Here is a 22495-nt window from a genome sequence, read left to right on the forward strand (position 1 = left end):
CCTTAATCCTTATTTGTTAGACAAACCAACGGAAGACCCTGCAAGTCGTCAGCAAGCGTTGTCTGAACTCAAAAAGTACAAGACAAGCCAGTTCAATAAAACAACGTATAACAAGGTATCTAAAATTGGTTTTCTAAAAGAGGCGTTAGCGGATACTTTTTCATCGCTATTTGGAAAGCTAGGTGTGGCCGAGACACTCATAACTAAGGTCGCGCCGGACATGGCGCATTATTGGAATGAAGATACCTATTTTGGCAGTGATGTTAGGCATAGGCTAATGGTTGAACTGAAGGAAGCGCTTGATAATCAAGATGATGTGATGATCGTATCGCACAGCCTTGGGTCGATGATCAGCTATGACGTGTTATGGAAGTTGTCTCATTGCGGAGAGTATAGACACGACTATGGTGCAGGCAAGAAGGTCAACTTATTGCTTACGCTCGGGTCACCGTTAGGCGATGAAAACGTAAAAGATAGGCTAAAAGGGAGTCGTTTGAAAGATGAGAAGAAGTTCCCGTTAAACATTCAGCAATGGATAAACATATCGGCAGAAGATGATTTTATCTCTCATGACAGCAAAATTAAAAATGACTTCAAGGATATGCTCAAACTGGATCTGATACCCGGCGGAATGAAAGACATCTACCCAGTTTATAACCTCAATATTCGCAACGGAAAAGGCAATCCGCATGCTTCCATCGGTTATCTCATCAACCCTAAATTCATCACGGTGCTGGATGAATGGCTCTCGAGTTAATTTGGTTAACCATCGTAAATTTCTAGCTACTCGTTCGTTGGAACGCAGATAAAACAAGGCCTCGCGTGTGCGAGGCCTTTTTGTTTGTGGGGGAATTAAAAGTAGGGGTGTGAACACAGAATTGGACAAAAATGGCGAGGTTAAATGTACTCATGATTCAGAAAAAAATAACGAAGTCTAACCTATCCATTACTACGAAATTACAGCTTTACGATGCCACGAGTCACTTTAATGCCACCAATTAAAGTAGAACCACCGTAGTCTTTCGCTAATCTTAATAAAGTGTCATGAAATCCATGATTTGGGAAAGCTTGTTCTACTTCTGCAATCATGGACTTAGGGAGCCCTTTTTTAACCATTCCTTTTGATGCATCAATCCAGTCCGCTTTTCGACAAGCTTCTATAACTTTTTCATGTGGACCTTTATACGGTGTGATTTTGTGATGCCAGTGAATAGCGCCTTTTAGAGCATCAGGGTCTAATCCCCAATTTTCCTTTTCATTGTCATTTAATGCCACTGCTTCTGATGGCTCAAGGTAAGCGAGTTCATGGTCAGTCCACAGGCCAATATCATGATAGACAAATGCGGTTTCGACTAACTTTTCAAATTGTTCATCATAATCTAGAAAGTGCATTGCATAAGTGATTGTTCTATAAACATGATTACGATAGCCAAGATAATCTTCCCCAATCAGCTCTTTATAACGCTCAAGTAGTAACTCTACCCGTGGTCTCTCTAGCTTTATTTGAATCTTACTGCCCATGATTATTTCCTTATTAAATCATTCTGTTGTTCATTGAGGAGTTTAGACCAAAAATCGATATTAACGAAAGCTCGGGATAATCGCTGGAATCCCCGGTAGAAGGCCAACCAACGCCATCACACCACTTAGTACAATAAACATAATGCCAGGCAACACCCAACGGCTCATTTTACTCAGTTCACTACTACGTTCTTTACAACCGACTAAGCCTAAGTTATCCAACAGCATGGTGAGAGCCCAACCAAATGCTGGGTTAACGAGCGCTGAAGAAAATACAACAATCGCTGCTGATTGTGTGGTTTTTCCTTCACGCGTCATTTCCATTCCAGCTTCTAGCAATGGAACAAATACCCCAACAATCAGCGCCACACACAGTACAGGTTGCCAGATAGCTAAATCCATCGGGTAACCCCAAACTGCGGCGATGATACAGAACAGAGCTGTGAGTAGCGCGCCAGCAGGAATAGGGCGTTTAGCAATCGCCGCCGGTACGATGTAAGTACCCCATGAAGAAGTAAAGTTAGTACCACCGAGCAGAGAACCGAACGTTTGACGAATTGAAGCCGTGGTCATGGTGTCGTCGATGTTCATGTGTACTTTTTCGGTACGCTCTGGGTAGCTGATCTTTTGGAATACTTGATGCCCTAAGAAATCTGGAGACCACATAGCGACAGCCAAAATTGCAAACGGCAATACCACCATGAAGTGCTCAATCGTTGGTAGGCCAAGCATCCAGCCTGTATCTTCTCCCCACCAATACATAGGGTTCATGTTGGGCAAGCCTGGCTCAGTGTGGAAAGCAAATGGGGCACCCATGGCAAATGCAATCGTACCACCCAGCAAGCAGCTAAGAGGTACAGCTAGCCAACGCTTACGGAAATGTTCCAATAATGCGTACAAAATAATGGTGCAAAAGATCACGACAAAAGCAATGTGGCTCATGCCAATTCCCTCAGCCCAAGCGAACAGCTTTTTCACTTGAGAAGCGGTTCCAACAAAGCCGAGGTAGAGCAACAAGCCGCCACACACACCTTTACTGGTGAGGTTAGCCAACATGCTGCCACCTTTACTGATGGCTAAGATGAGGCCAAAAGCGCCAATCAATAACCCAAACGCCATAGGGTGTCCGCCTGCTGCAACCACAATTGGAATTAACGGGATGAGTGGGCCGTGTGTACCTGCGAGATTCGCGGTCGGCAACAGGAAGCCAGAGAAAATAATAATGAAAACAGAGGCGATGAGGAGTTCATAACGAACGTTTTCTAGAATGAAGTCTTCATTTAATCCGAGAGCCCCAGCAAAGGTGGCTGCAATAGCGCCCACCATAACCACTTTACCAATGGTCGCCGCCATCGCTGGGATGGTGTCTTCTATCTCAAATCGATAATCTTTAAACGGCAAATTTGGACGCCAGCGCTTAGGCGACATGATTTGCAATTCGTGTTCTAGATACTGTTCTCGGGAATCAAATTCCGATCTTGGTTTATGTTGTTGTTCATAGGTGAGTTCATCCTCATTGGCTTGAGGCTTCTCTGTTTGTATATGTGCGGACTCTAAAGTAGTGCTCATTTTGATTCCTTTCGTTCACACTCTGAGGTGTGTTATTCCAACAAACGTTGTTGACTCACGGCATGAAGTGTAAACAATGCGTCAACTTATAATTAAAAATTCATTAACATTTAGTTGTTAGTACCTTATACCAAACCAAAAAAAACAAATAGACTCAGTCGGCTAGACATTAGTCGTAGAGTCGGACGACTAGTATTAGACCCTGTAGATAGTATGTGTCTGTTTATTGGTAGGCTCTTAATGTCAGGAATAACAAAGTCACTTTCAACAACAAATGGTTCGACTCTAAAGGCCCAGAAAAAAGTCCAACGACTTACGTTTGGCTGCGTGCTTGGTTGCGTTGTGGTGTGATTTGATAGTGATATCTGGTCCAGTTTTATGTTGGATATATTGGGTAATAAGCAGGGGTAGGGATTGCCTCTAGTAGCTCAATTTCTCCTACGTTTGGCCCCTGATAGTGTTAGAATCTCCGCATCAGAATTATCGAGAAACTAGGTATTTATAAACAATGTTTATCCATCACGTAAACGGCATCGACTGGCTGGTGATTACAGCTTTTGAAGAACTGAAACCGATGTTTATCGAAGATGCTGGTCCCATCCCAGCTTACTTCTCTACCACCAGTGAATTGAGCCTGATTGATCAAGCCAAGCGTAGCTATGGATTTTTGCCTAAACTCCGCGGTGTGATCACTGATACTGGCACGTATCAAAGTGAAAATCTTGAAGAAGATTTGAACCCACAGCTAGCGTGTATAGTAGAAGGGCGTGGTCGGGTGTTTATCTATCACGGCGACTATGTGGCTTTTGTGGATGACGAGCAAACCTTCATTACCCGTATGGACTGAGAGTGATTCAGTGAGTTGAGATCGGCGAATTGGTAAATCGGCGAGTTAGCCCACCTAGAATTTAAAACTAAAGGATTAATATGATGGCAAAAACGATCTCATTGGTACTTGGCAGTGGTGGCGCAAGAGGCTTGGTTCACGTTGGAGTCATCCGCTGGTTAATTGAGCATGGCTATCAGATAAAATCCATTTCTGGCTGTTCAATTGGCGCACTTATCGGTGGTGTCTACGCTGCGGGCAAGTTGGATGAATTTGAAGAGTGGGTCACCAGTATCGATCAAGGTGATATGGCGATGTTGTTGGACTTTTCATGGCAGTCGAGTGGTATGTTCAAAGGGGACAAGATCATCGACACTCTGCGTGGACTGATCGGCGAGATTTCAATTGAAGATCTGCCCATCCCTTATACCGCAGTTGCCGCTAACGTCGCCGATGAAAAAGAGGTTTGGCTGCAATCAGGTTCTCTGTTTGATGCCATTCGCGCCTCTATCTCTTTGCCACTGTTCTTGACCCCTCACGTTATCAATGGAGAAGTGCTGATTGATGGCGGCGTTCTTAATCCCGTACCGATTGCGCCTACCTTTGGTGATAATACAGACTTTACACTGGCTGTGAATTTAGGTGGTGAACCTGAAATGGTTAAACAGGAAGTGATACCGGTTTCCCTGCCAACAAAAGAGAGCAACCTGCATGAGAAGGTTGTGCATTTTATCGATAACCTCGGTAGCAGTGTAAAAAGCAAAATGAGCTTCAACTTTGCTTTTTACGATATTGCCAACCAAGCATTTGATGCGATGCAATCGACCATTGCTCGCCAAAAGTTGGCCGCTTACCCCGCCGATATCACGCTTGAGATCCCACGCAATGCTTGTGGCACCCTAGAGTTTGATCGCTCACAAGAGATGATCGACAGAGGCTACCACTTAGCACAGGCTAAACTGGGCAATCGACTTTAATGTATTTGCTGCTGAATGAGGGTAACTATGGAAACTGAACTCAAACTATCTGAACTCAAAGAATTGGTCACAACAAAAGATGTCATCGTGCTCACCAGCATAGAAGAGCCTGCTGTATCTTGGTTGATAGATTGCTATCAAGAGAATGCTGATATCCAAATTATCGAGAACGCACACCAACTAGATACTGAAGCGATTTTGCGGCAATGCAGAAGCAGCCTTAACGAAAGTAAAAAGGTCATCCTTACAGCGCAGTTTCGTAGCCAACTGCCTATCATCAATATCGCTTCACTGTGTAATGAGAAGCGCAAGTCATTGATCAATATTGAGCTATTAGGCTGGGATGAAGAAAAACGCGTTCCTCAATCGTACAGTTGTTTTTAGCTTGTATTTGTTGCTAGCTTATATTTGTTGCTAGGTAACTGCAGTTTTTAGGTAACCGACAGCGTCTCTATAACCAGAGCAGTTCAACACAAGGTTGATCAAAGCGGTTAAGTCAGTGTCCGGAATTTGTTGACCACTACAGGGTGGTTGTATCGAATCAGGAGTAGAAAAGTCTCTTGAGATTTTACTTGTCTAAATTGTGCTTAATTATTTGTTCCACCACACCATTCATCGTCCTTGAGCTAATCTCCGGTTTCAAATACAAGGAATGATACTCAACTCCTGTTCGGTCTATATAGGCTGCTTGTAAGCCAGCGGATAGCGCACCATGAGTGTCCCAATCATGAGTAGCGACAAGACGAAGGTTTTCGACAGGCTCTTTTAAAGTTTCGGCTGCAAAGTTATACACATCTGAATTGGGTTTGAAACTGCCTGTTTCTTCAACGGAAATGACGGTGTCGAAATAATCTTCTAAGCCTGAGTTCTTGATTTGAGAAGTGATGAGATCGAGGGATGAGTTGGAAAAAGCGACGGTTTTAAACCCGTTCTCGCGCAATTTGAGCAAAGACGCTTTGATATCTGTGTGCGGTGGTAGATTGGCAAAAGAAGTTAACAAGGCACCTTTGCTTTCCGCCGTTAAATCACACTTGTACCGTTGTGCAATAGCGTTGAGCGCTGCATTCGCTAATTCAGAAAAAGTAGATTTTACGTTTGTTGCGATGCAAACCGTTGAAGAGTGTAAAAGCTTTGAAAACCAAAGTGATAATGCATCCTCCTTTCCAAACACCGCTTTAAATTTAGGCTGTAATGACTCCAAATTTAAAACCGTTTCGTTTATATCAAAAAGTATCACTTCTTTTTTCATGCAAAGCCCCCAGGTTTAATTGAATTTTATGCTTACATAATCTGCTCTGACGATATGGTTTTCAACCTCCATTCAAGTAACTAAAGCTTTGCTCTCTAATTTGAAAAGAAGCTGGAATGCGTCAACGAGAACCCGCCAACTCAAATCTGGCGTTGCTTTATGAGTATCATGCAACGCCAAATCTGAAACGATTTAGCTTAATTTGCGGCTTCGATGGTGCCTTTGAAAGTGCTGTCTAAAAAGTCATTGATCTCTTGTGAGTGGTAAATTGAGATAATCTTTTTATACGTTTCATTATTTTTGTCTTCTTCTCGCGCCGCAACAACCATCACTGCTAAAGGTGCGTCTTTTTTCTCTAAGTAAATGCCTTGTTTCTTAGGGTCGAGTCCAGCCGACATTACATAGTTCATGGTGATTGCAGCAGCATCTACATCGTCAAGAGAGCGGGGTAGCTGCGCGGCATCCACTTCAACAAATCGAATGTTCTTCGGGTTGCTAACAATATCGTTTAAAGACGCGTTGAAACCAGCGTTGTCTTTTAATGAGATCAGCCCTGCATCTTCAAGCAGTAATAGTCCACGCCCGCCATTCGTTGGATCGTTTGGAATCGCGATTCGAGCGTTTTCGGGAATAGAATCAAGCGAAGTGTACTTGTTCGAGTAAACGCCCATACGCATCAAAATTGAACGTCCGATAGAAACTAACTGGCTATCGTGATTGGCATTAAAGTTATCGAGGAATGGCTGATGCTGGTAACTGTTCAGTTGGATACTTCCATCATCTAATGCTGCGTTAGGGGTGATATAGTCTGAGAACTCGACGAGTTCAATGTTTATCCCTTGCTTTGCTGCTTCTTTGGCAACAGCTTGTACAACTTGTGCATGTGGGCCAACTGTCGCCCCAATCTTGATGACAGCCTCGTCTTTTTTTCCACATCCTGTTACACCGAATACGAAAGCTAATGCCAACAGGGATGCTGTGATTTTTTTGTAGCTGTTCATGATAACTCCATTTAATAAATAAAAGACATGTAGACGTCTAGCTATCTATATTATCTATTTGCGCGATCGGGTCAATAGGTTTGTTTGAAGCGAAGTTACATTGATGAGCGGTTAAGTCAGTGAATCAACGAGGCTTCTGTACGTGAGACTCGACCGACAATCCCCTTCTAACCCCCTTGGTTTACATCTCAAACCTATTGTTGGTAATGGGAAAAGGGAGGAACTGATTACCGACCAACAAAGGCCTCGCGAGTGCGAGGCCTTTTGGGTTTTGTAGGGAATAGGTCAGTCACTCGGAATCTAAAGAAAACGGGTTCAGTAAAGCTAACTATTAAGAAAGCTTTTGGTTAAAGAACTCAAGTGTACGTTTCCAAGCTAACTCTGCTTCTTCTTCAGCATAGCGGCCAGTTGAATCGTTATGGAAGCCATGGTTCACGCCGTCATAGATGTAAGCTGTGTAGTCTGCTTCGTTCTCTTTGAGTTCGGCTTCATAATCTGGCCAAGTCGCATTCACGCGTTTATCGATTCCCGCAAATTGGATGAGCAAGGGGCCTTTTACATTTTTTCTTAAATCTGGTGCGGCAGGAGTACCATAAAATGGAACACCTGCATCGAGTTGCTCTGGCATGACAGCGGCCAACATATTCACGATATAGCCACCGAAGCAGAAACCGACTGCGCCTAGCTTACCGTTACTTTTTTCATGGGACTTCAAGAAGTTTGCCGCTGCGATAAAGTCTTCTTCGATTTTCTCTCGTGATAGCGACTTCTGCATCGTTCGACCTTCATCATCATTACCTGGATATCCGCCAAGCGAATAGAGTGCATCAGGTGCAAACGCAATAAACCCCGCCGCTGCGAGTCGTCTTGCCACATCCTTTATGTATGGATTGAGGCCTCTATTTTCATGAATGACCAATACAACAGGCGCATTGCCCTCTAACTCTTTGGGTACAACCAAGTAACCATAGCCTTCGCCGTGTCCTTTAGGTGAAGGAAACTTCTCGTAGGTTGCTTTGATGGAAGGGTCATTGAAAGAGACTTGCTCTGCCTGCGCATAATTAGGAATCAGTGCGGAAGTTAGCGTCGTCATGGTTAAGCCAAGTACAGCTAGCCCAGATAGACGAGCCATAAACTCTCTGCGATCAATCAGGCCGTGTGCATATTCGTCGTACCAATCAAATGCTTCTTGAGGGATAGATCGAGTCGGCGTTGATTGAGATTCGGTATTTGGATTCATAACTTTTCCTTGTTGTGAGCTGTTTGACCAATCAACTATAGTGGAAAATTTGATATAATTGAACGATCGCTCAATAACTTTTGAGCTATTTGTTATATCAAAGTACAAAAATTAGATGACAGTCCGATAAAACGATCACTTCGAATCGATTTCCATCGCTTTGGTTTGTTTTACGGAGCAATTCAATACAAGGTTGATTTGAGGGTTAAGTCAGTGAAGTCGGGTGTGATGATTGTTTGTTTTTAGGGAGGCTCTAAATCGAAGTTGGGCACATTAGAGCTAGGCTTATTTTCCGCAGACATGGACAAGTAAGTTTCAATGCAAAACGCTTGATTTTACTCTGGTATAATCTTTCTCATAGGGACGACCTTAGCGTTATCAGAACCTTCTTGATGAGAGATAAAATAGATGTTGAAACTTCTGCGTCAGATAAAAAAATGGAAACTTGTAACGTTTGGCTTACTGATGCTCATTGCCGCTTTTTTTATCTACAACCAGTTCGGGAACCGTATGTCCCGTGTCGACGAGGCAAAATTTCTAATCGGCCAACTGAATACTGTTTTGGATGCCGCTGAGCAATATTCTCGTGATAATGGCTCTCTGCCTCCTATTGCTTCCGATACCGATACGAACTTCGGCTACTTAAACATCAATCACTTAATTGGAAATCCGGGCTTATCCACATGGAAAGGGCCGTACCTACCTTATGAAGATACATGGATAGGTGGCGATCAGTACATCGACCACCCAGATTACATAGCAACGCAATTACTGCTTAAGGAAAAGGATAGTCTTTGGATAAGAGGAAGCTCCGAGACAGGTTGCGAATCGTCATCATCCACTTGCTCTGTTGCAGCTTGTATCTGGTTGGTACCAACAAAAGTCGCACAAGAAATTAATAAGATAGTGGACGGCAGTTCGAGTATAGAAAGCTCAGATGCGACAGGAAAAATACGTTACGAAAAAGCTTTTGGTGGCGCTCTTATCTGTATGATTGGAGATGATTATCCAATGCCTTCAGCACAGACAAATTAAGTCGTTTCTAATTACCTCACTGGCAACTTGGTCTTAGTTTTTACCTGACCGAAGGCGAAGCTGGATTCAATAGAAGCAATATTAGGCAGGCGAGTTAGTTGTTTACGGATGAACTGCTCGTAGCTTTTTAGCGATTCACTGACTACATGCAATAGGTAGTCGTGATTGCCCGTCATCAGAAAACACTCTAACACCTCGTCAATCACTTCAATGTGTTGTTCAAAGTCTCGCATATTCTCTTCAGTTGGCTTTTCAAGCTTCACCAACACAAACACATTAACGGGCAGGCCACACGCTTCTTGGTCAACGCTGGCGTGATAGCCACGTATAATCCCTTGTTTCTCTAATGACCGAACTCGACGCAAACAAGGAGATGGCGACAGTGCCACGCGATCGGCCAACTCTTGATTGGTGAGCCGAGCGTTGCTTTGCAGTTCAGCCAGTATTTTCTTGTCGATCTCGTCCATTGGCATATTCCATCAATATTGGGTTTAGCTTGGCAATATTATTGCTCAAAGTGTATGTCTTACTTTGCAAATAGCAATTTTTAACATCTGCCCAAAACTAAAATTAAAGGAGGAACAACAAGCATGGAATGACTTAGCAATTATGAATACTTCAACTCAACTTAGCCCGCTGCGTAAAACCACAAAACACGAACAAGCAGAAGCCCTTGCCATTGAGCAAGCAAAGCACTTCGGTATCGATCCAAACAGTGATTACGGCGTCACGCTTATCGAACTGGCGACGACGCTGTACAAAGCCAATACCAAGACTCACGACCTTTGGGCATTGACCGTTGATGGACTTTCAGAACTCGACAAGAGTGACCGAATCGCCTGGTTTAACGCCAAACGTTTCCTGTCATTCCAGATCGCTAAGATCCTCGATAACCTGCAAAACCCGATGCGTGCCACTTACCAATCCATTGCCACCAATAATGGCAACTTTGCGTCTAAAGGCGCGTATCCTATCTTCGATAATGTGGCGGCTATCTTCTCGGCAAGCCCGGTTATTACGCGCACTGCGACCTATTTATTTGCCTGTACAGAATGGATTGAAGATGCGTTCAACGGTAAAGAACCGCTGCACGATATTTATTCTCGACTGCTTAACCCAACCTCGATTTCACTGGCTAACCATATGGTTGATATTGAGGCAGGCTCTAGAGCCAACGAATACCTCGCATGGAACTTTAATTCGGGTATGGCGGCCATTGATGGATTGTTGAGCCATTTACTTGGACATGAAGACATAGTCTTGGCTTCACGTAATATCTATGGCGGTTCTTACCAGTTGTTGGAAGATTGGTTTGGGAAACCGTCTAACCTAAATGTCGCGGTGGAGTGGGTGGATGGTTACTCCGGTGATGAGTTTGCGACGCGCCTTGATGAGGTTGCTCATAAATACGCAGATCGCATCGCTGCAGGTAAGAAAATCTACGTTTACCTAGAGTCACCGTGTAACCCGCATGGATACGTGTTGGATGTTGCTAGCATCAGTAAAGCTGGTCACTCTCGTGGTTGGGATGTGATTGTTGACTCAACAGTGGGTACACCATTGTTGCACCCAGTACTAAAACGTGACGATGTGATGGAAAGACCCGATTATGTCATTCACTCCTACACCAAAGAACTGGCGGGTTCTGGCACCACAACTGCTGGGGTTGTGATTGGTCGCAATGAGACTATGTTTGTGCCAAAAGGAGAGGAGGTCACTTTCACCAAGCCCAACGGTGATGAGGCCAAAATCCTATGGAACGAAACGCTGTTTTGGAATGTGTACTACATTAAGGGTGCATTCCTAGATGCAGATAAAGCGTTTGAAGTGCTCAATGGTATGAAAACGTATGAGATGCGAGTGGTGCAAAAAACGATTAATACACTGACTCTCGCGAAGATCTTTGATGCTCACCCAGACATCAATGTGTCGTGTCCTGCTTTGCCAGATAGTGATAACTATGAACACTGCCAGAACAACATGTACTTGGGGCTACCAGCGGCGCTTTTCACTATCGATATGGAAGGCAATGGCGACCGTGCACCAATCAATCGAGATGGCTTCAAACAGTTCTTCGACATGCTTGAGCCCGCTATCGGCATGCAAGTGAGCTTAGGGCAAACCAACACCGTGGCGCTGTGCCCAGCCCTGACTACGCATTCAGAACTCAGTGATGAAGCGCTTAATGAAACAGGCATCAAACCGACCACAATGCGTATCTCTATCGGCTTGGAAGATCCTCGAATGTTCATTGCTCATATTGTCGAGGCGGCTAAATTGTCGATTGACCGCAACCACGTAGATTTCTCATCCAGCTTCCCGAGTGGTGACAATATCGATGAAATCTATATGCAAACTTATATGGATGTACACCAGAAGTTTGTGAAAAGCTTGCCGAAGTTCAGTCAGCTGAGTCAGTAACTTAGGTCAGTTAACAAGATTAGTCAGTTAAAGGCCGTCAATAAAAAAGCACCCAGCTGACTCAATAGTCGGTAGGGTGCTTTCTCGATGATCATATTGGTTTACCAAGTCACTTACTATTTAGGCTGGTGGCCTGTCTTCTTCGCAAGTTCTTGCATAGCCTCGGCAAACGTAGTTGTTCCGCCTTTCGCTTTAACCTGAACCACCTTATATCCTCGGCTTTCTAGCGCTTGACGCTCTTCTAAAACGGCTTTGTCATCTGGTTGACTGCCTTGCACAGGCTGATGAATGTAACACCCTTCTAATTGACCATCTTCGACCAGTTGGTGGTGTTTCAGTGCATTGATATCAAAATTCATAGTAAGTCTTTTCGCTTTAAATGGAGAGTCTCTGCGGCAAAGGCCGCGAGTCTTTATAATTTTATGGTTTGTACAATAGGCATTTTAACCATAAGAAGCTAGTTCAAATTCAGTAATCTAATGGAATGTAACTGGGTACGGGTATGTTCAGCGATAAAGAATGTTCTCCCCCTCGCTCGTTAATCTAAAGAGATCGTTGTTGGTCATTTGAGGGGGAGCTAGAGGGGGAGGTTTTTAATGATCAACTTGAATCTGAGTGTTGGTCATCATTGCGATTAGCTTGGCCACTCGGGCGCGCATCTCACGTCTATCAACAATCATGTCTAAAGCACCATGCTCGAGTAGGAACTCACTCTGCTGAAAATCGTCAGGTAATTTTTCACGTACTGTTTGTTCTATCACCCTGCGACCGGCAAAACCAATTCGCGCTTTAGGTTCACCTATATTGATGTCACCGAGCATAGCTATACTTGCCGAGACTCCACCAAAGGTTTGGTCGGTTAACACGGATATATAAGGGAGCTTTGCATCGGATAGTCGCTTTAACGCAGCACTGGTTTTGGCCATCTGCATTAATGCCATTAGCGATTCTTGCATGCGAGCTCCACCACAAGCCGAAAAACAGACTAATCCACAATTAGCCTCAATGGCTGAGTTAACCGCGTCAACAAAGCGAGCCCCAACAACGCTACTCATTGAACCTGCCATAAAAGAAAATTCGAAAGCACACGCCACTACCGGAAGTCCCAAAAGTTCTCCTTTTGCAGCGACTAGGGCATCTTTTTCGCCCGTGCTTTTTTGAGCAAGTGCGATACGTTCTTTGTAGCGTTTCTGATCCTTAAAATTGAGTAAGTCTTGTGGTTCATGTTGGCTACCAATTTCAGTCATCACTCCTTTATCCAAGAAGCTGTCTAAACGACAGCGTGCTGTCATCCTCATGTGATGATCACACTTTGGGCAGACCTCCAGGTTTTCTCTAAGGGCTAATCGGTATAAGACTTGATCACACGCAGAGCACTTGGTCCATACCCCTTCAGGAATAGAAGCTTTACGGGTACTTATTATATTCTTCTTATCTAATAGCTTTTCTAACCAACTCATTGGAAACCTTATCCAGTTCACTTTAATGATGAGCATTGTATAAGCCTGTTTTTGGTAATAAAGTGCTTAAAATTGGCTTTATAATCCTATTTGGTGGGATTGTTGGTGTCGGCGGATTATTGATATGGATGAGGTTAATGGGAATGCTTGAGAAGATTGACCAACAATGGCTAAAAAGTTTTCACTGTGTTTATGAGAACAATAGCTTTAAAAGAGCGGCGGAGTTTTTGTGTTTACCGACCTCAAATGTAAGTCGTCACATTGCTTTATTAGAAGAGCGGTTAGATGCTCGATTGTTCGATAGAACGACGCGCCGTATAGCCCCGACAGAAGCAGGCGAGCATCTTTATTTACGTACTCAGCCTTTATTGGACAAGCTTAACGAAGCGCTTACGGAGGTAACGCAGCACTCACGTCATGTGGTGGGGCAGCTCAATGTTCTAATGCCTGATTCACAGGAACTCGCTCAAGCCGTTGTTTCATTCTGCACCAAATACCCATCTATTTCATTGTGTTGCGATACAAGCATCAGCCCTAAAGAGGACTTGCTCGATGGATTTGACGTTATTCTGAGTTTTCATCGAGGGAAACTTGAGGATAACAATTGGATAGCGAAAGAGATTAAACGTTGGTCTAGCGTTGTTGTGGCTTCCCCCAAACTTCTTCGCACATCTTCCAAGCCTTTTAAGATTACGGATTTGAAACATGTACCGTGTATTAATAGCTTTACCGCACTAAACGGAACGCCATGGGTATTTAAGAACGAAACAAGTGAGGTGATTACTCAAAGAGTAAAATCTGCGTTTAAAGTGAATAGTGGACAACTTGCTAAAGCTGGCGCATTGGTTGGTTTGGGCTTTGCGATACTTCCTAAAGAACTCTGTCGTCACGAGATCGAGACAGGCGAACTAGAGATCATAGAACTTGAATATCAACCTGAAGATTTAGTTCTATACGCTTTTTATGCATCAAGAAAGCACATAGCGAAAAAGGTTCCGGCTTTCATTGAGCACTTACAGGATCAAGGGAAGTAACTTGGGTTTGTGTGTGAGGTTCCACTGTTAAACTCCTCTTAAGCTCACCTTGATTCAGTCTTCTAACGTTTCAATACACCCTTATCTGACCTTTTCGCTCAACCACTGAGCGAAATCGGTACAAATCATCAACCTTTCCAAATGTGGAATCCATACTTCTTTTATTGGCTATATTTTCCAATTGTGAATGGTTATAACCTAGTTTTCGTAGAAAAGAGAATCGAATAAGCCGTGAGCGCGGCGCTTTATAACGAATGAAAACTAGGCACAAGCATGAACGAAAACTTTTATAGATACGCGATTTACACTGTTTTTTCAGCGGCAGCATTGTTCTCCGCTTTTTTAGTCACCTCAGATAATGTTTCCCCTTTTACCACTCAAGCGACTTTGTATCGTAACGTCGCGACCATTGCGCCAGAAGTGTCCGGCGTAATTACCGACGTCATGGTTAGTAATGGCGAGTTGGTTGAAAAAGGTCAACCATTATTTGCTATCGATGCCAGTAGCTACCAATTGAAAGTGGCACAAGCGAAAGCCGAACTGCATCAAGCGCGTGACTCTGATTCAGCGAAATGGCAGCAATTAGCAGCAGCGAAACAAACACAAAGCCAACGAGAATTCGAATATCACAACGCGAAACAGAAACTCGCACGTAACCAAAAACTGCGTAACAAAGGGCTCGCGACGGAACAAGATCTTGATGATGCAATCACCAATACACAAGTTGCGAGTAGTGCGGTTGAAGCTGCGAACGCGGAAGTGAAACGCATTGAGGTTGAGTTATCGACCCAAGACCGCACAGCGGCCATTGAATTGGCAGAAGCAATACTTGCCAGTGCGGAACTGGATTTAGGCCACACTCAAGTCGTCGCGCAAACGGAAGGCGTCGTGACCAACTTGCAATTGCAATCGGGTAGTTATATCACTCAAGGTACTTCATCATTGCTGCTGGTGGACGAAGCTCATGCGTGGATCAGTGCAGACTTCAATGAGAAAGGCATTGATAAGCTTACTAATGGCCGCGAAGTTTTGGTCTCTTTTGATGCGCTACCAGGCAAAAGTCTTTACGGGTGAAGTGAGTAGCCAAGAGCGTGCGATTTACGACACCAATAATGCCAATGGCAAGCTGTCTAGCGTGACTAATGATACGCGTTGGATCCGTGAGCAACAGAAAGTACGTACCCGCATTACCGTTAACGAACTGGATTCTTCGATGATCTCAGGTTCACGAGCGAGTGTGATTGTTGAAAGCGGTAACCCAATAATGCACGTTATTGGCTCGGCTTGGATTCACTTGGTTTCAACATTTCGCTACATCTACTAGTAGGAGATGACGATGTGGACATTTGAAAACACCGCACAGGGTCATTCTCAACGTAATGAAGCGCTGCGTGTCGCACTTACTGTGACGATTTGTATGGTGTTGGGAAAGCTACTAAACCTAGACTCTCCCGTTTATCTGGCGTTGTATCCAACCATCATCATGACCAAGAATAAAGATTACTCTTGGCTTGGTCTGATCCGTACCTTGGCACCCACTTTATTGGCAGCAAGTACAGCGTTGGTGGTGACTGAGGTATTTTCACAGCATCCGTTTGTGGTGTGGACCATCAGCCTGTTCTTCTTCGACTTTATGCGTCGTCGAGCCACTACGCCAGCGAAGAAAGGTAAAATGTTGATGCCAACCTTCAACTGGATTTTGATTGTGGTGTTTGCTCAGCATACCACCATGGATATGCCGATGCGTATTCATGAAATTTTGGTATCCATGTTGATTACCATGGTAGTAGCAAAAACCATGGTGGCTCTGTTCCCTGTTGAGCAAGGAAACAAGCCTCCTGTATTTAAAGAACAGCCTGTCACATTTGAGAGCAGAGCAATTTCACTCGCGTTGATTGGTCTTGGTTTGGCATTCTTGATGATTGTCGACATTATCTCTGCAACGTTCTGCATGGTGCCAGTGATTGCTGCTGCAACCCAAACCACGCACAAAAGCTTTATCGACGTGGTTGACCGCCGTTTTCAAACTCAAGTGGGCGGCTGTGCATTCGCCGTGGTGTTCACCTTGTTGATGGCAGGGCATCAATCTACATTCGGTTACTACACCATAGTGTTGGGTTTATTTGCCTTTATGATCACCGCATCAATGGCCAAAGCGAAAGGTTCAGCCAGAGACATTCATGCCGATGCGTTATTGGCGACTATGCTGCCGATTCAGTTGTACATGACCAGTAGCAATTTAGGGTTGGAAAGTACCTTCCTACGCGCTTGGGAGCTGACTGTGACTTTGTTTGTGCTGTGGGCTTTGTGTCATTTTGTTCGTAAGCCTAATGGTGAAGAGCCGGCACTCGTTCGCTAATAATCAAATCCGGCCAACCGATTATGGTCTGATTTGATTGCGCCTTTCATAAAATTAAAAAATGCTTTTACTTTGGCTGAATCTTCTAAATCTTTATGAGTCATCATCCATAGGTCTGTATTTTGGTGCATCACTTCCATATCTACTCTTTGCAGAGTTCCCTTACTGTTACCTAAAAAGCAGGGTAAGTAGGCTAACCCCATCTGATTTTCAGCCGCGATGATCAGGGGCTCAAAAGAGTCGGCTTTCATGACAATTTTGTCTTCCGAAATCAGTTCAGAAACCTGTAGCGAAGCACTGCCTCTATGCATCATTAACCAAAATGCAGACTTTAAGGGGTGCTTACTCTTAAGGCCATTTATATATTCTGGCGATCCGTAAACACCAAAGGCAATTTTACTTAACTTGGTCCCAACTAAATGGGCTGGCAACTCATTTGCCGGGCGAATCGCGATATCTGCATCTAGGTGTGAAATATCCAATTGACGAGATGTGAGGCTGAGTTCTAACTGAATTTTTGGATAAAGCCGATGAAAAGCAGCCAAATGAGTACCCAGAATGAGGCGAGATAACGCATCGGTCGTCGTTATTCTTAGCGTACCTTCTAGCTTCAATTCCTGTCCAAAAACCTTGTGCTCCAATTCTCTTACTGTGGATTCGATAGCGAGAGCTGACTCCAGAAGCTTTTGCCCTTCAACCGTTAGTTTGTATCCGGTAGGAAGTTTATGGAAAATTCGTAATTTGTGACGATACTCAAAGGTGTCAATACGACGTAAAACGGTGCTGTGGTTTACACCAAGTGCTCTTGCCGCGGCCGACAGGGATCCTTCATTCGCCACTGTTAGAACATATTGCAGGTCATCCCATCTTATGTTGTGCATTTGCGCATATCCAACGTGTTCAATTAGTGAGTTTACCAAAAATTTAGCACAGCTATAGTTATCTCAACAAGGCAACAAACAGAACTGAAGTTCAAAGCATGCACTGATGGCACTTTTAATCTCCCACGCATTGAGCTTCAAAATTGACAATCAGGAGAAAGAAAATGTTAAAGAAAAATCTACTTATCGGTCTAGCGAGTCTTCTGGCTTTCTTTCAATTCACTCCAGCCCTTGCAGATGAAACAAAAGCAGTCGATTCAGCAAAGACACTAGAAACGGCTCAAGCATTCTTATGGGCGGCAGGCTCAGGTGATATGGCAAAACTCGAGTCATTAATGGCCGATGATTTTGTCTGGCACAACGAAGGTGACGCCGACATCCCTTGGATCGGTAACTGGGAGTCAAAAGAAAAAGTGCTCAACACTTTCTTTCCTCTATTTGGCGCAGGTTTGAAAGTCACAAGCTGGTCAACAGACTATAGTTTTGTAAACGGCGACCAAGCAGTATTCATGGGCAGCATGAGTGCCATTGCGAATGAATCTGGTGTAGACACGGGTAAATTCAGCTGGGCGGTTCGAGTTCAGGTTGAAGATGGCAAAGTGAAGAGTTGGAACTGGTTTGAGGATAGCTACGCAGTATCTAAAGCTTATCACGCCAAACAGTAACCACAGTGACCAATTAGGTTGTAAAGGCTCGATATGCTGTAGACGTATATCGAGCTTAACTTGGTTTTGAATAGCGACGCGAAGAGCCTACTCAACAATCCGACAGTTAAAAGGACACCTGAGACAATCTAGTTCTGAGTTTCAGTGTACGAGCCAAATAACGTACTTTGGCACTATTAAGTTTGGAGAAACTATCTATGAGCAATAAGCTAGCGAATGCGACTAATCTGTATATGGAAGGTATCCGAGATGGTCATGCATTAGAGGCGGTAACGAAGTACACCGGTCAACGTTATACTCAACATAGCACTGGGGTTCGCAACGGTATTGATGGTTTTGTTGAGTTCTTCGAACCGTTCTTAAAACGCTGCCCTGTTAGAGACATAAAGATCATACGTTCAATCGTCGATGGCCAATTCGTGTTTGTTCAAGCATTCCAAGATATTAATAATGGCGAATATAAGTGGGTGACTACGGATCTATTCGATACCGATAATGACGATAAAATTATTGAACATTGGGATGTGATTTCTGCCTTCGAAGCTCAACCGACGGAAGGGGAAGGTCGACTGCAAGGGCCAATCAATCATACTGACTTAGATAAAACAGAGGAGAATAAGAACCTTATCCGTGATTTTTTATGTGATGTCATGGTACTAGGGCAGAAAGACAAGCTATCAAAGTATCTCCAGCACGAAGAGCTAGCCGTTTATCAAGCCTCAGATGTGAGCCCTTTAGATAGCTATATTGGTGGCTATGACCAAGTGTTCAAGATTGTCGGTCAAGGTAACTTCGTAGCAGCTTACAGCCGAGTTATTGATAATGGTCTCGAGGTTGCGCGTTTTGATCTATTCCGAGTTGAGGGAGGTCAAATTAAAGAGATATGGGTAAACCAAGAGCCCGTGCCACCAAAAGCAGAATGGGTAAATGGCGGGAAGTTCTAGAGTCGCTTTAAGGGAGTTACGCCAATAATGCTATCGCTAAAACAAACCGAAAAATGCGCATCCTTGCTAACCTTACTTGTTGTGTGTGTTTAACTTCTTGAATCTTAGCCAACATGTTTTGTGATGGAAGAATATTTACACTGTTTTACAACTCGCCTTAACGCTCAACAATGCAATCGCGCCCTTGAGATTTTGCGTCGTAGAGGGCGTTATCCGCTCTTTTAATTAATGAATTCCAGTCATCGTTTATGAGGGCTTGAGTCACTCCAATGCTGACAGTATACGTGCCAGAAGAGAGCTCTTGATTGGAGTTGTGTTTTGCGTGGTTTCTTATTCTTTCAGCTATCTGCATTGCTTGAACTTTATTCGCTCTAGGTAACATGACAACAAACTCTTCTCCACCATAGCGAAAACAGAAATCGCTTGTGCGGCATGTATCTTCAAGAATTTGACCAAAGTGCTTAATCACATCATCTCCCTTGTCATGACCATAGGTATCATTAATTTTTTTGAAGTGATCTAGGTCGGCAATCAGTACAGAAATGTCACTCTCTCGGCCTGGTTGAACAAGCTTGGGTATCAGTTCTGCTAGGCCTCTACGGTTATAAAGGCCGGTTTGTTCATCAGTGATCGATGAACGATAGGTCTGCTTCAACAAACGATCAGTTAAGATCCAAAACACTGAAAATGCGAGGCTAACAATTGTGATTGTCATGATAACGAAAGACAATTTATGAATATCTGATATCAGGTAATAGTTCGAATTCGTTCCTTTGGTATGAGCAAGTACGCCCCTAATTGCCATATAGAGAATGTTGATAAACAGGGTCAGATTCAACAGACACTTTGCTTCTCTGTTATCGTGCTTTTCCCCTGAATAGTTTGCACAGAGGGCTAAGATACATATCGTCACAACGAGAATACTTCGAGCCTCGATCCTAGAAGTAACAGAAGGCGCAATTAGGGCGCTATAAAGGAAGAAGCTAATGCCAAGGGAGCTAATGATGATTGATATTACGAGAAAAGATCGACTTGCTCCTCGTAACACGGTTATGCCGACGAGTAGTAAACCAAAAGCCGTTGCGTATGCACCATTGGAAAGAAAAACGATGGATTCTGAAGATTGAGTAACGCCGAACGAAAGTGGGGTAACACTGGCTCCTAACAGCAAAGCAGCATAAGCAATATAATTCACCCCTAACGTGGTGCCTGCGAGTATATATTTATGCGTTAACAACATAGCGCTCGCAACCGTGGCTGCTAACAAAGAGGTATATATAGCTAAGGTGTGAACATCCATGAAATCACCAACAACGTAAAAAATGAACTCCTCAATTCAGTATTGCGCAATTTGTATTATGAATGTTTAGTAGTTAATCATTATTAAACCATATGCTAATGCAGATCAATTTTTGCTCAGGTGCATTTGTAAGCGTTGGGCAATGTACGAGTTGTTCCAGAGCCCGACCTTGGCTTTGTTATACTTTTATTTTAGATTCTCTAAACCCGATGTATCGACGCCTTTTAAGGTGTCTTTTGCTACTTCATCTAAATCTGTCGTTGTCGATTTTTGAGGATAACCAGCAGCGGCACCTTTACCGATCGCTGTTGCTTCTGCTTGTAGTTTTTTCCCCTCAGATTCACCCGCGATCCAGCCTTGTTTGTAGTCACTGTCTGACTCAAAACGCTTCCCATCTTTTATGTAGTTTTCGAAGCTATTGCCACTTTCTTGCATGCCGCTATGCCTACCGTCATGAAAGCCCTGTATGTAAGAGGTGTTGTGACCACTCTCAATCAAAGCACTATCACTTGTTCCGCATCCGGACAAAATAAAAACTAATAAGATTAAAAACAGTTTATTCATACTCAAAGCCTCGGAACTCAGTCGTCTAAATGATAAGAATAGACCAAGATCATCTCGCAAAGGCATAACAGCGCTCTAGGCGGGAAAGCTTGTTTGAGAATCATGATATTCAAAACTTGAGAGAGTAGAGTTACTACTGCCTTATTAGATCTAGAACGATAGCAAATCACTGGGTGGTAATTTGCTATCAATTACAGAGTGAATATCCGTTGTGCATATTGGTAAGTTCAAGAATTAAGACGAGGTGACTTATTGCTTATTTGAACGGTTAACGATAAAACTCAATATCACGACTGCAATACTAAAGCCCACAACACCAATCCAACCCGCACGTTCAAATACCTGAATTCCCACAAATGAACCAAACGCACCACCGAGATAGTAGCCAAGCATATAGATTCCGTTGATACGACTTTGAGCTTGTGGGTCAATTGAGAATACGCGTACTTGGTTCGATACTTGAGCGCTAAATACCCCAAGGTCGATGAGAGTGATACCGACGATCAATCCAGCCAATGTGTCAGCGAAAAGCCCCGATATAATAAAACCAGCAGTAATAATAACTAACGCCATACTGATCATGTTTCGAGAGCCAAACTTGCTCACCAGTGACCCTGAAACTTTTGCTCCAATGACTCCAGCAAGAGCAATAACACCAAACATTCCTGCCTGTTGTGCATTGTAGTTAAACGGAGATTCACTGACATGCAGAGCTAACGTCGCCCACAGCGCATTGAACGAAGCAAACCAAAGCGCGCCAGTTAAAGCGGAAGTACGCAGTGTCGCATGCTGCTTGATTAACGTGGCCATGCTCGCAACCAGTTTAAGGTAAGGTATTTTCGTTGTCGGCGTGTTCGTCGGTAAAAAGGCATACAGCAACACACCAAAGACCATCGCAATAATTGCTGACATCATAAATACCGCGCGCCACCCAAACTGCTCACCGATGAACCCACTGAGTGTACGCGAAAGCAAGATGCCCACAGTTAGGCCTGTCATTAATGTGCCAATGACTTTTCCTTTCGTTTCTGGAGTACTTAGTGACGCTGCAAATGGAATCAGCTGCTGAGTGATGTTGGCACTCAAACCAATCGCAAAACACGCAACAACCAGAGCCACTAAGCTAGATGCAGTAAACGCGACAAAAGATGACAACACCAACATGACAGACAAGATCGCTATTAGGCGTCTGCGGGGTAACGTGTCTCCTAAGGGCGATAAGAATAGCAATGCCACGGCATAACCAATCTGACCGGCAGCTGGCACTGCGCCTAGCTGTTCGCTTGTTAACCCTAGCTCTGCGCCGATCTTAGGTAAGATGGGTTGGTTATAATAAAGGTTTGCAGCAGTTGCCGAGACTGCGCTCGACATCAGTAATAAACGTCCTGTGCTCAACACTTCTGTAGTCAATTTTGACATGGTGACACCTTAACTTTGGTTCATCGTTTT

Annotated in this window: 22 protein-coding genes and 1 pseudogene; 11 read left to right on the forward strand and 12 right to left on the reverse strand. The window is 43.9% G+C overall.

Going from position 1 to position 22495, the window contains the following annotated elements:
* Positions 1-757 (forward strand): hypothetical protein (locus tag AB4133_RS18040; protein ID WP_372225230.1); only part of this gene is annotated, 757 nt, incomplete at its 5' end.
* Between the two features lie 200 nt (positions 758-957).
* Here the strand turns inward: AB4133_RS18040 and AB4133_RS18045 are convergent.
* Together AB4133_RS18045 and AB4133_RS18050 are read right to left on the reverse strand one after the other, a co-directional pair.
* A complete protein-coding gene (locus AB4133_RS18045) occupies positions 958-1521 on the reverse strand; it encodes a hypothetical protein (protein WP_050645430.1) in 564 nt (187 codons plus the stop codon).
* A 60-nt stretch (positions 1522-1581) separates the two neighbouring features.
* Positions 1582-3090: a DUF3360 domain-containing protein gene (locus AB4133_RS18050; RefSeq protein ID WP_017087374.1), complete on the reverse strand. Its 1509-nt coding sequence runs from the start codon at positions 3088-3090 to the stop codon at positions 1582-1584.
* Positions 3091-3598: 508 nt separating this feature from the next.
* Between AB4133_RS18050 and AB4133_RS18055 the strand changes: the two genes are divergently transcribed.
* The 3 genes from AB4133_RS18055 to AB4133_RS18065 all read left to right on the forward strand — a co-directional run bounded on the left by AB4133_RS18055 (position 3599) and on the right by AB4133_RS18065 (position 5277).
* Positions 3599-3937, forward strand: coding sequence for a hypothetical protein (locus AB4133_RS18055; protein ID WP_004734781.1), 339 nt, complete (start codon positions 3599-3601; stop codon positions 3935-3937).
* An 83-nt stretch (positions 3938-4020) separates the two neighbouring features.
* Positions 4021-4893: a patatin-like phospholipase family protein gene (locus AB4133_RS18060; RefSeq protein WP_017070388.1), complete on the forward strand. Its 873-nt coding sequence runs from the start codon at positions 4021-4023 to the stop codon at positions 4891-4893.
* 15 nt (positions 4894-4908) lie between these two features.
* Positions 4909-5277 carry a hypothetical protein gene (locus AB4133_RS18065; RefSeq protein ID WP_372225232.1) on the forward strand — a complete coding sequence of 123 codons (369 nt, stop codon included), beginning with the start codon at positions 4909-4911 and terminating at the stop codon, positions 5275-5277.
* A gap of 184 nt (positions 5278-5461) precedes the next feature.
* Here the strand turns inward: AB4133_RS18065 and AB4133_RS18070 are convergent, their stop codons facing one another.
* The 3 genes from AB4133_RS18070 to AB4133_RS18080 all read right to left on the reverse strand — a co-directional run bounded on the left by AB4133_RS18070 (position 5462) and on the right by AB4133_RS18080 (position 8383).
* The gene (locus AB4133_RS18070; RefSeq protein WP_017065459.1) at positions 5462-6142 is read right to left on the reverse strand and encodes a haloacid dehalogenase type II; all 681 of its coding nucleotides are present in this window, start codon (positions 6140-6142) and stop codon (positions 5462-5464) included.
* A 197-nt stretch (positions 6143-6339) separates the two neighbouring features.
* On the reverse strand, positions 6340-7143 hold the full coding sequence (locus AB4133_RS18075) for a MetQ/NlpA family ABC transporter substrate-binding protein (protein WP_017059075.1): 804 nt from the start codon (positions 7141-7143) through the stop codon (positions 6340-6342).
* Between the two features lie 331 nt (positions 7144-7474).
* Positions 7475-8383: a dienelactone hydrolase family protein gene (locus tag AB4133_RS18080; protein ID WP_050052450.1), complete on the reverse strand. Its 909-nt coding sequence runs from the start codon at positions 8381-8383 to the stop codon at positions 7475-7477.
* A gap of 408 nt (positions 8384-8791) precedes the next feature.
* Here AB4133_RS18080 and AB4133_RS18085 point away from each other — a divergent pair, with 408 nt between their 5' ends.
* On the forward strand, positions 8792-9418 hold the full coding sequence (locus AB4133_RS18085) for a type II secretion system protein (protein WP_372225233.1): 627 nt from the start codon (positions 8792-8794) through the stop codon (positions 9416-9418).
* Positions 9419-9429: 11 nt separating this feature from the next.
* Here AB4133_RS18085 and AB4133_RS18090 read toward each other — a convergent pair whose 3' ends face one another.
* Positions 9430-9885 carry an Lrp/AsnC family transcriptional regulator gene (locus AB4133_RS18090; RefSeq protein WP_017094327.1) on the reverse strand — a complete coding sequence of 152 codons (456 nt, stop codon included), beginning with the start codon at positions 9883-9885 and terminating at the stop codon, positions 9430-9432.
* Between the two features lie 142 nt (positions 9886-10027).
* Here AB4133_RS18090 and AB4133_RS18095 point away from each other — a divergent pair, with 142 nt between their 5' ends.
* Positions 10028-11839, forward strand: coding sequence for a PLP-dependent transferase (locus AB4133_RS18095; protein ID WP_372225235.1), 1812 nt, complete (start codon positions 10028-10030; stop codon positions 11837-11839).
* 116 nt (positions 11840-11955) lie between these two features.
* Here the strand turns inward: AB4133_RS18095 and AB4133_RS18100 are convergent, their stop codons facing one another.
* Entirely contained in the window at positions 11956-12198 is a 243-nt protein-coding gene (locus tag AB4133_RS18100; RefSeq protein WP_017068564.1) for a hypothetical protein, read from the reverse strand.
* A gap of 234 nt (positions 12199-12432) precedes the next feature.
* On the reverse strand, positions 12433-13299 hold the full coding sequence (gene accD, locus AB4133_RS18105) for an acetyl-CoA carboxylase, carboxyltransferase subunit beta (protein WP_372073984.1): 867 nt from the start codon (positions 13297-13299) through the stop codon (positions 12433-12435).
* A gap of 137 nt (positions 13300-13436) precedes the next feature.
* On the opposite strand from accD, the gene AB4133_RS18110 reads away from it, so the two are divergent.
* The 3 genes and pseudogenes from AB4133_RS18110 (at position 13437) to AB4133_RS18120 (ending at position 16692) form a co-directional block, all read left to right on the forward strand.
* Positions 13437-14333, forward strand: coding sequence for a LysR family transcriptional regulator (locus AB4133_RS18110; protein WP_372074108.1), 897 nt, complete (start codon positions 13437-13439; stop codon positions 14331-14333).
* 273 nt (positions 14334-14606) lie between these two features.
* Positions 14607-15657: pseudogene (locus tag AB4133_RS18115) on the forward strand (HlyD family secretion protein).
* Between the two features lie 12 nt (positions 15658-15669).
* Positions 15670-16692: a DUF2955 domain-containing protein gene (locus AB4133_RS18120; RefSeq protein WP_372073986.1), complete on the forward strand. Its 1023-nt coding sequence runs from the start codon at positions 15670-15672 to the stop codon at positions 16690-16692.
* Here AB4133_RS18120 and AB4133_RS18125 read toward each other — a convergent pair.
* The gene (locus tag AB4133_RS18125) at positions 16689-17573 is read right to left on the reverse strand and encodes a LysR family transcriptional regulator (protein WP_372225238.1); all 885 of its coding nucleotides are present in this window, start codon (positions 17571-17573) and stop codon (positions 16689-16691) included. The two genes, AB4133_RS18120 and AB4133_RS18125, sit on opposite strands and share 4 nt — an antisense overlap.
* Positions 17574-17737: 164 nt before the next feature.
* Between AB4133_RS18125 and AB4133_RS18130 the strand changes: the two genes are divergently transcribed.
* Positions 17738-18238 carry a nuclear transport factor 2 family protein gene (locus AB4133_RS18130; protein WP_017059088.1) on the forward strand — a complete coding sequence of 167 codons (501 nt, stop codon included), beginning with the start codon at positions 17738-17740 and terminating at the stop codon, positions 18236-18238.
* 197 nt (positions 18239-18435) lie between these two features.
* Positions 18436-19182, forward strand: coding sequence for a nuclear transport factor 2 family protein (locus tag AB4133_RS18135; RefSeq protein WP_017059089.1), 747 nt, complete (start codon positions 18436-18438; stop codon positions 19180-19182).
* Positions 19183-19339: 157 nt separating this feature from the next.
* Here AB4133_RS18135 and AB4133_RS18140 read toward each other — a convergent pair whose 3' ends face one another.
* The 3 genes from AB4133_RS18140 to AB4133_RS18150 form a co-directional block, all read right to left on the reverse strand.
* Positions 19340-20482: a diguanylate cyclase gene (locus tag AB4133_RS18140; RefSeq protein ID WP_102333223.1), complete on the reverse strand. Its 1143-nt coding sequence runs from the start codon at positions 20480-20482 to the stop codon at positions 19340-19342.
* A 186-nt stretch (positions 20483-20668) separates the two neighbouring features.
* A complete protein-coding gene (locus tag AB4133_RS18145) occupies positions 20669-21046 on the reverse strand; it encodes a hypothetical protein (RefSeq protein WP_231625616.1) in 378 nt (125 codons plus the stop codon).
* Between the two features lie 249 nt (positions 21047-21295).
* Positions 21296-22465 carry an MFS transporter gene (locus AB4133_RS18150; protein WP_372225240.1) on the reverse strand — a complete coding sequence of 390 codons (1170 nt, stop codon included), beginning with the start codon at positions 22463-22465 and terminating at the stop codon, positions 21296-21298.
* Positions 22466-22495 lie beyond the last annotated feature (30 nt).

It is taken from the genome of Vibrio sp. 10N.286.52.F8, from assembly GCF_041468745.1.
Classification (GTDB): domain Bacteria; phylum Pseudomonadota; class Gammaproteobacteria; order Enterobacterales; family Vibrionaceae; genus Vibrio; species Vibrio crassostreae_C.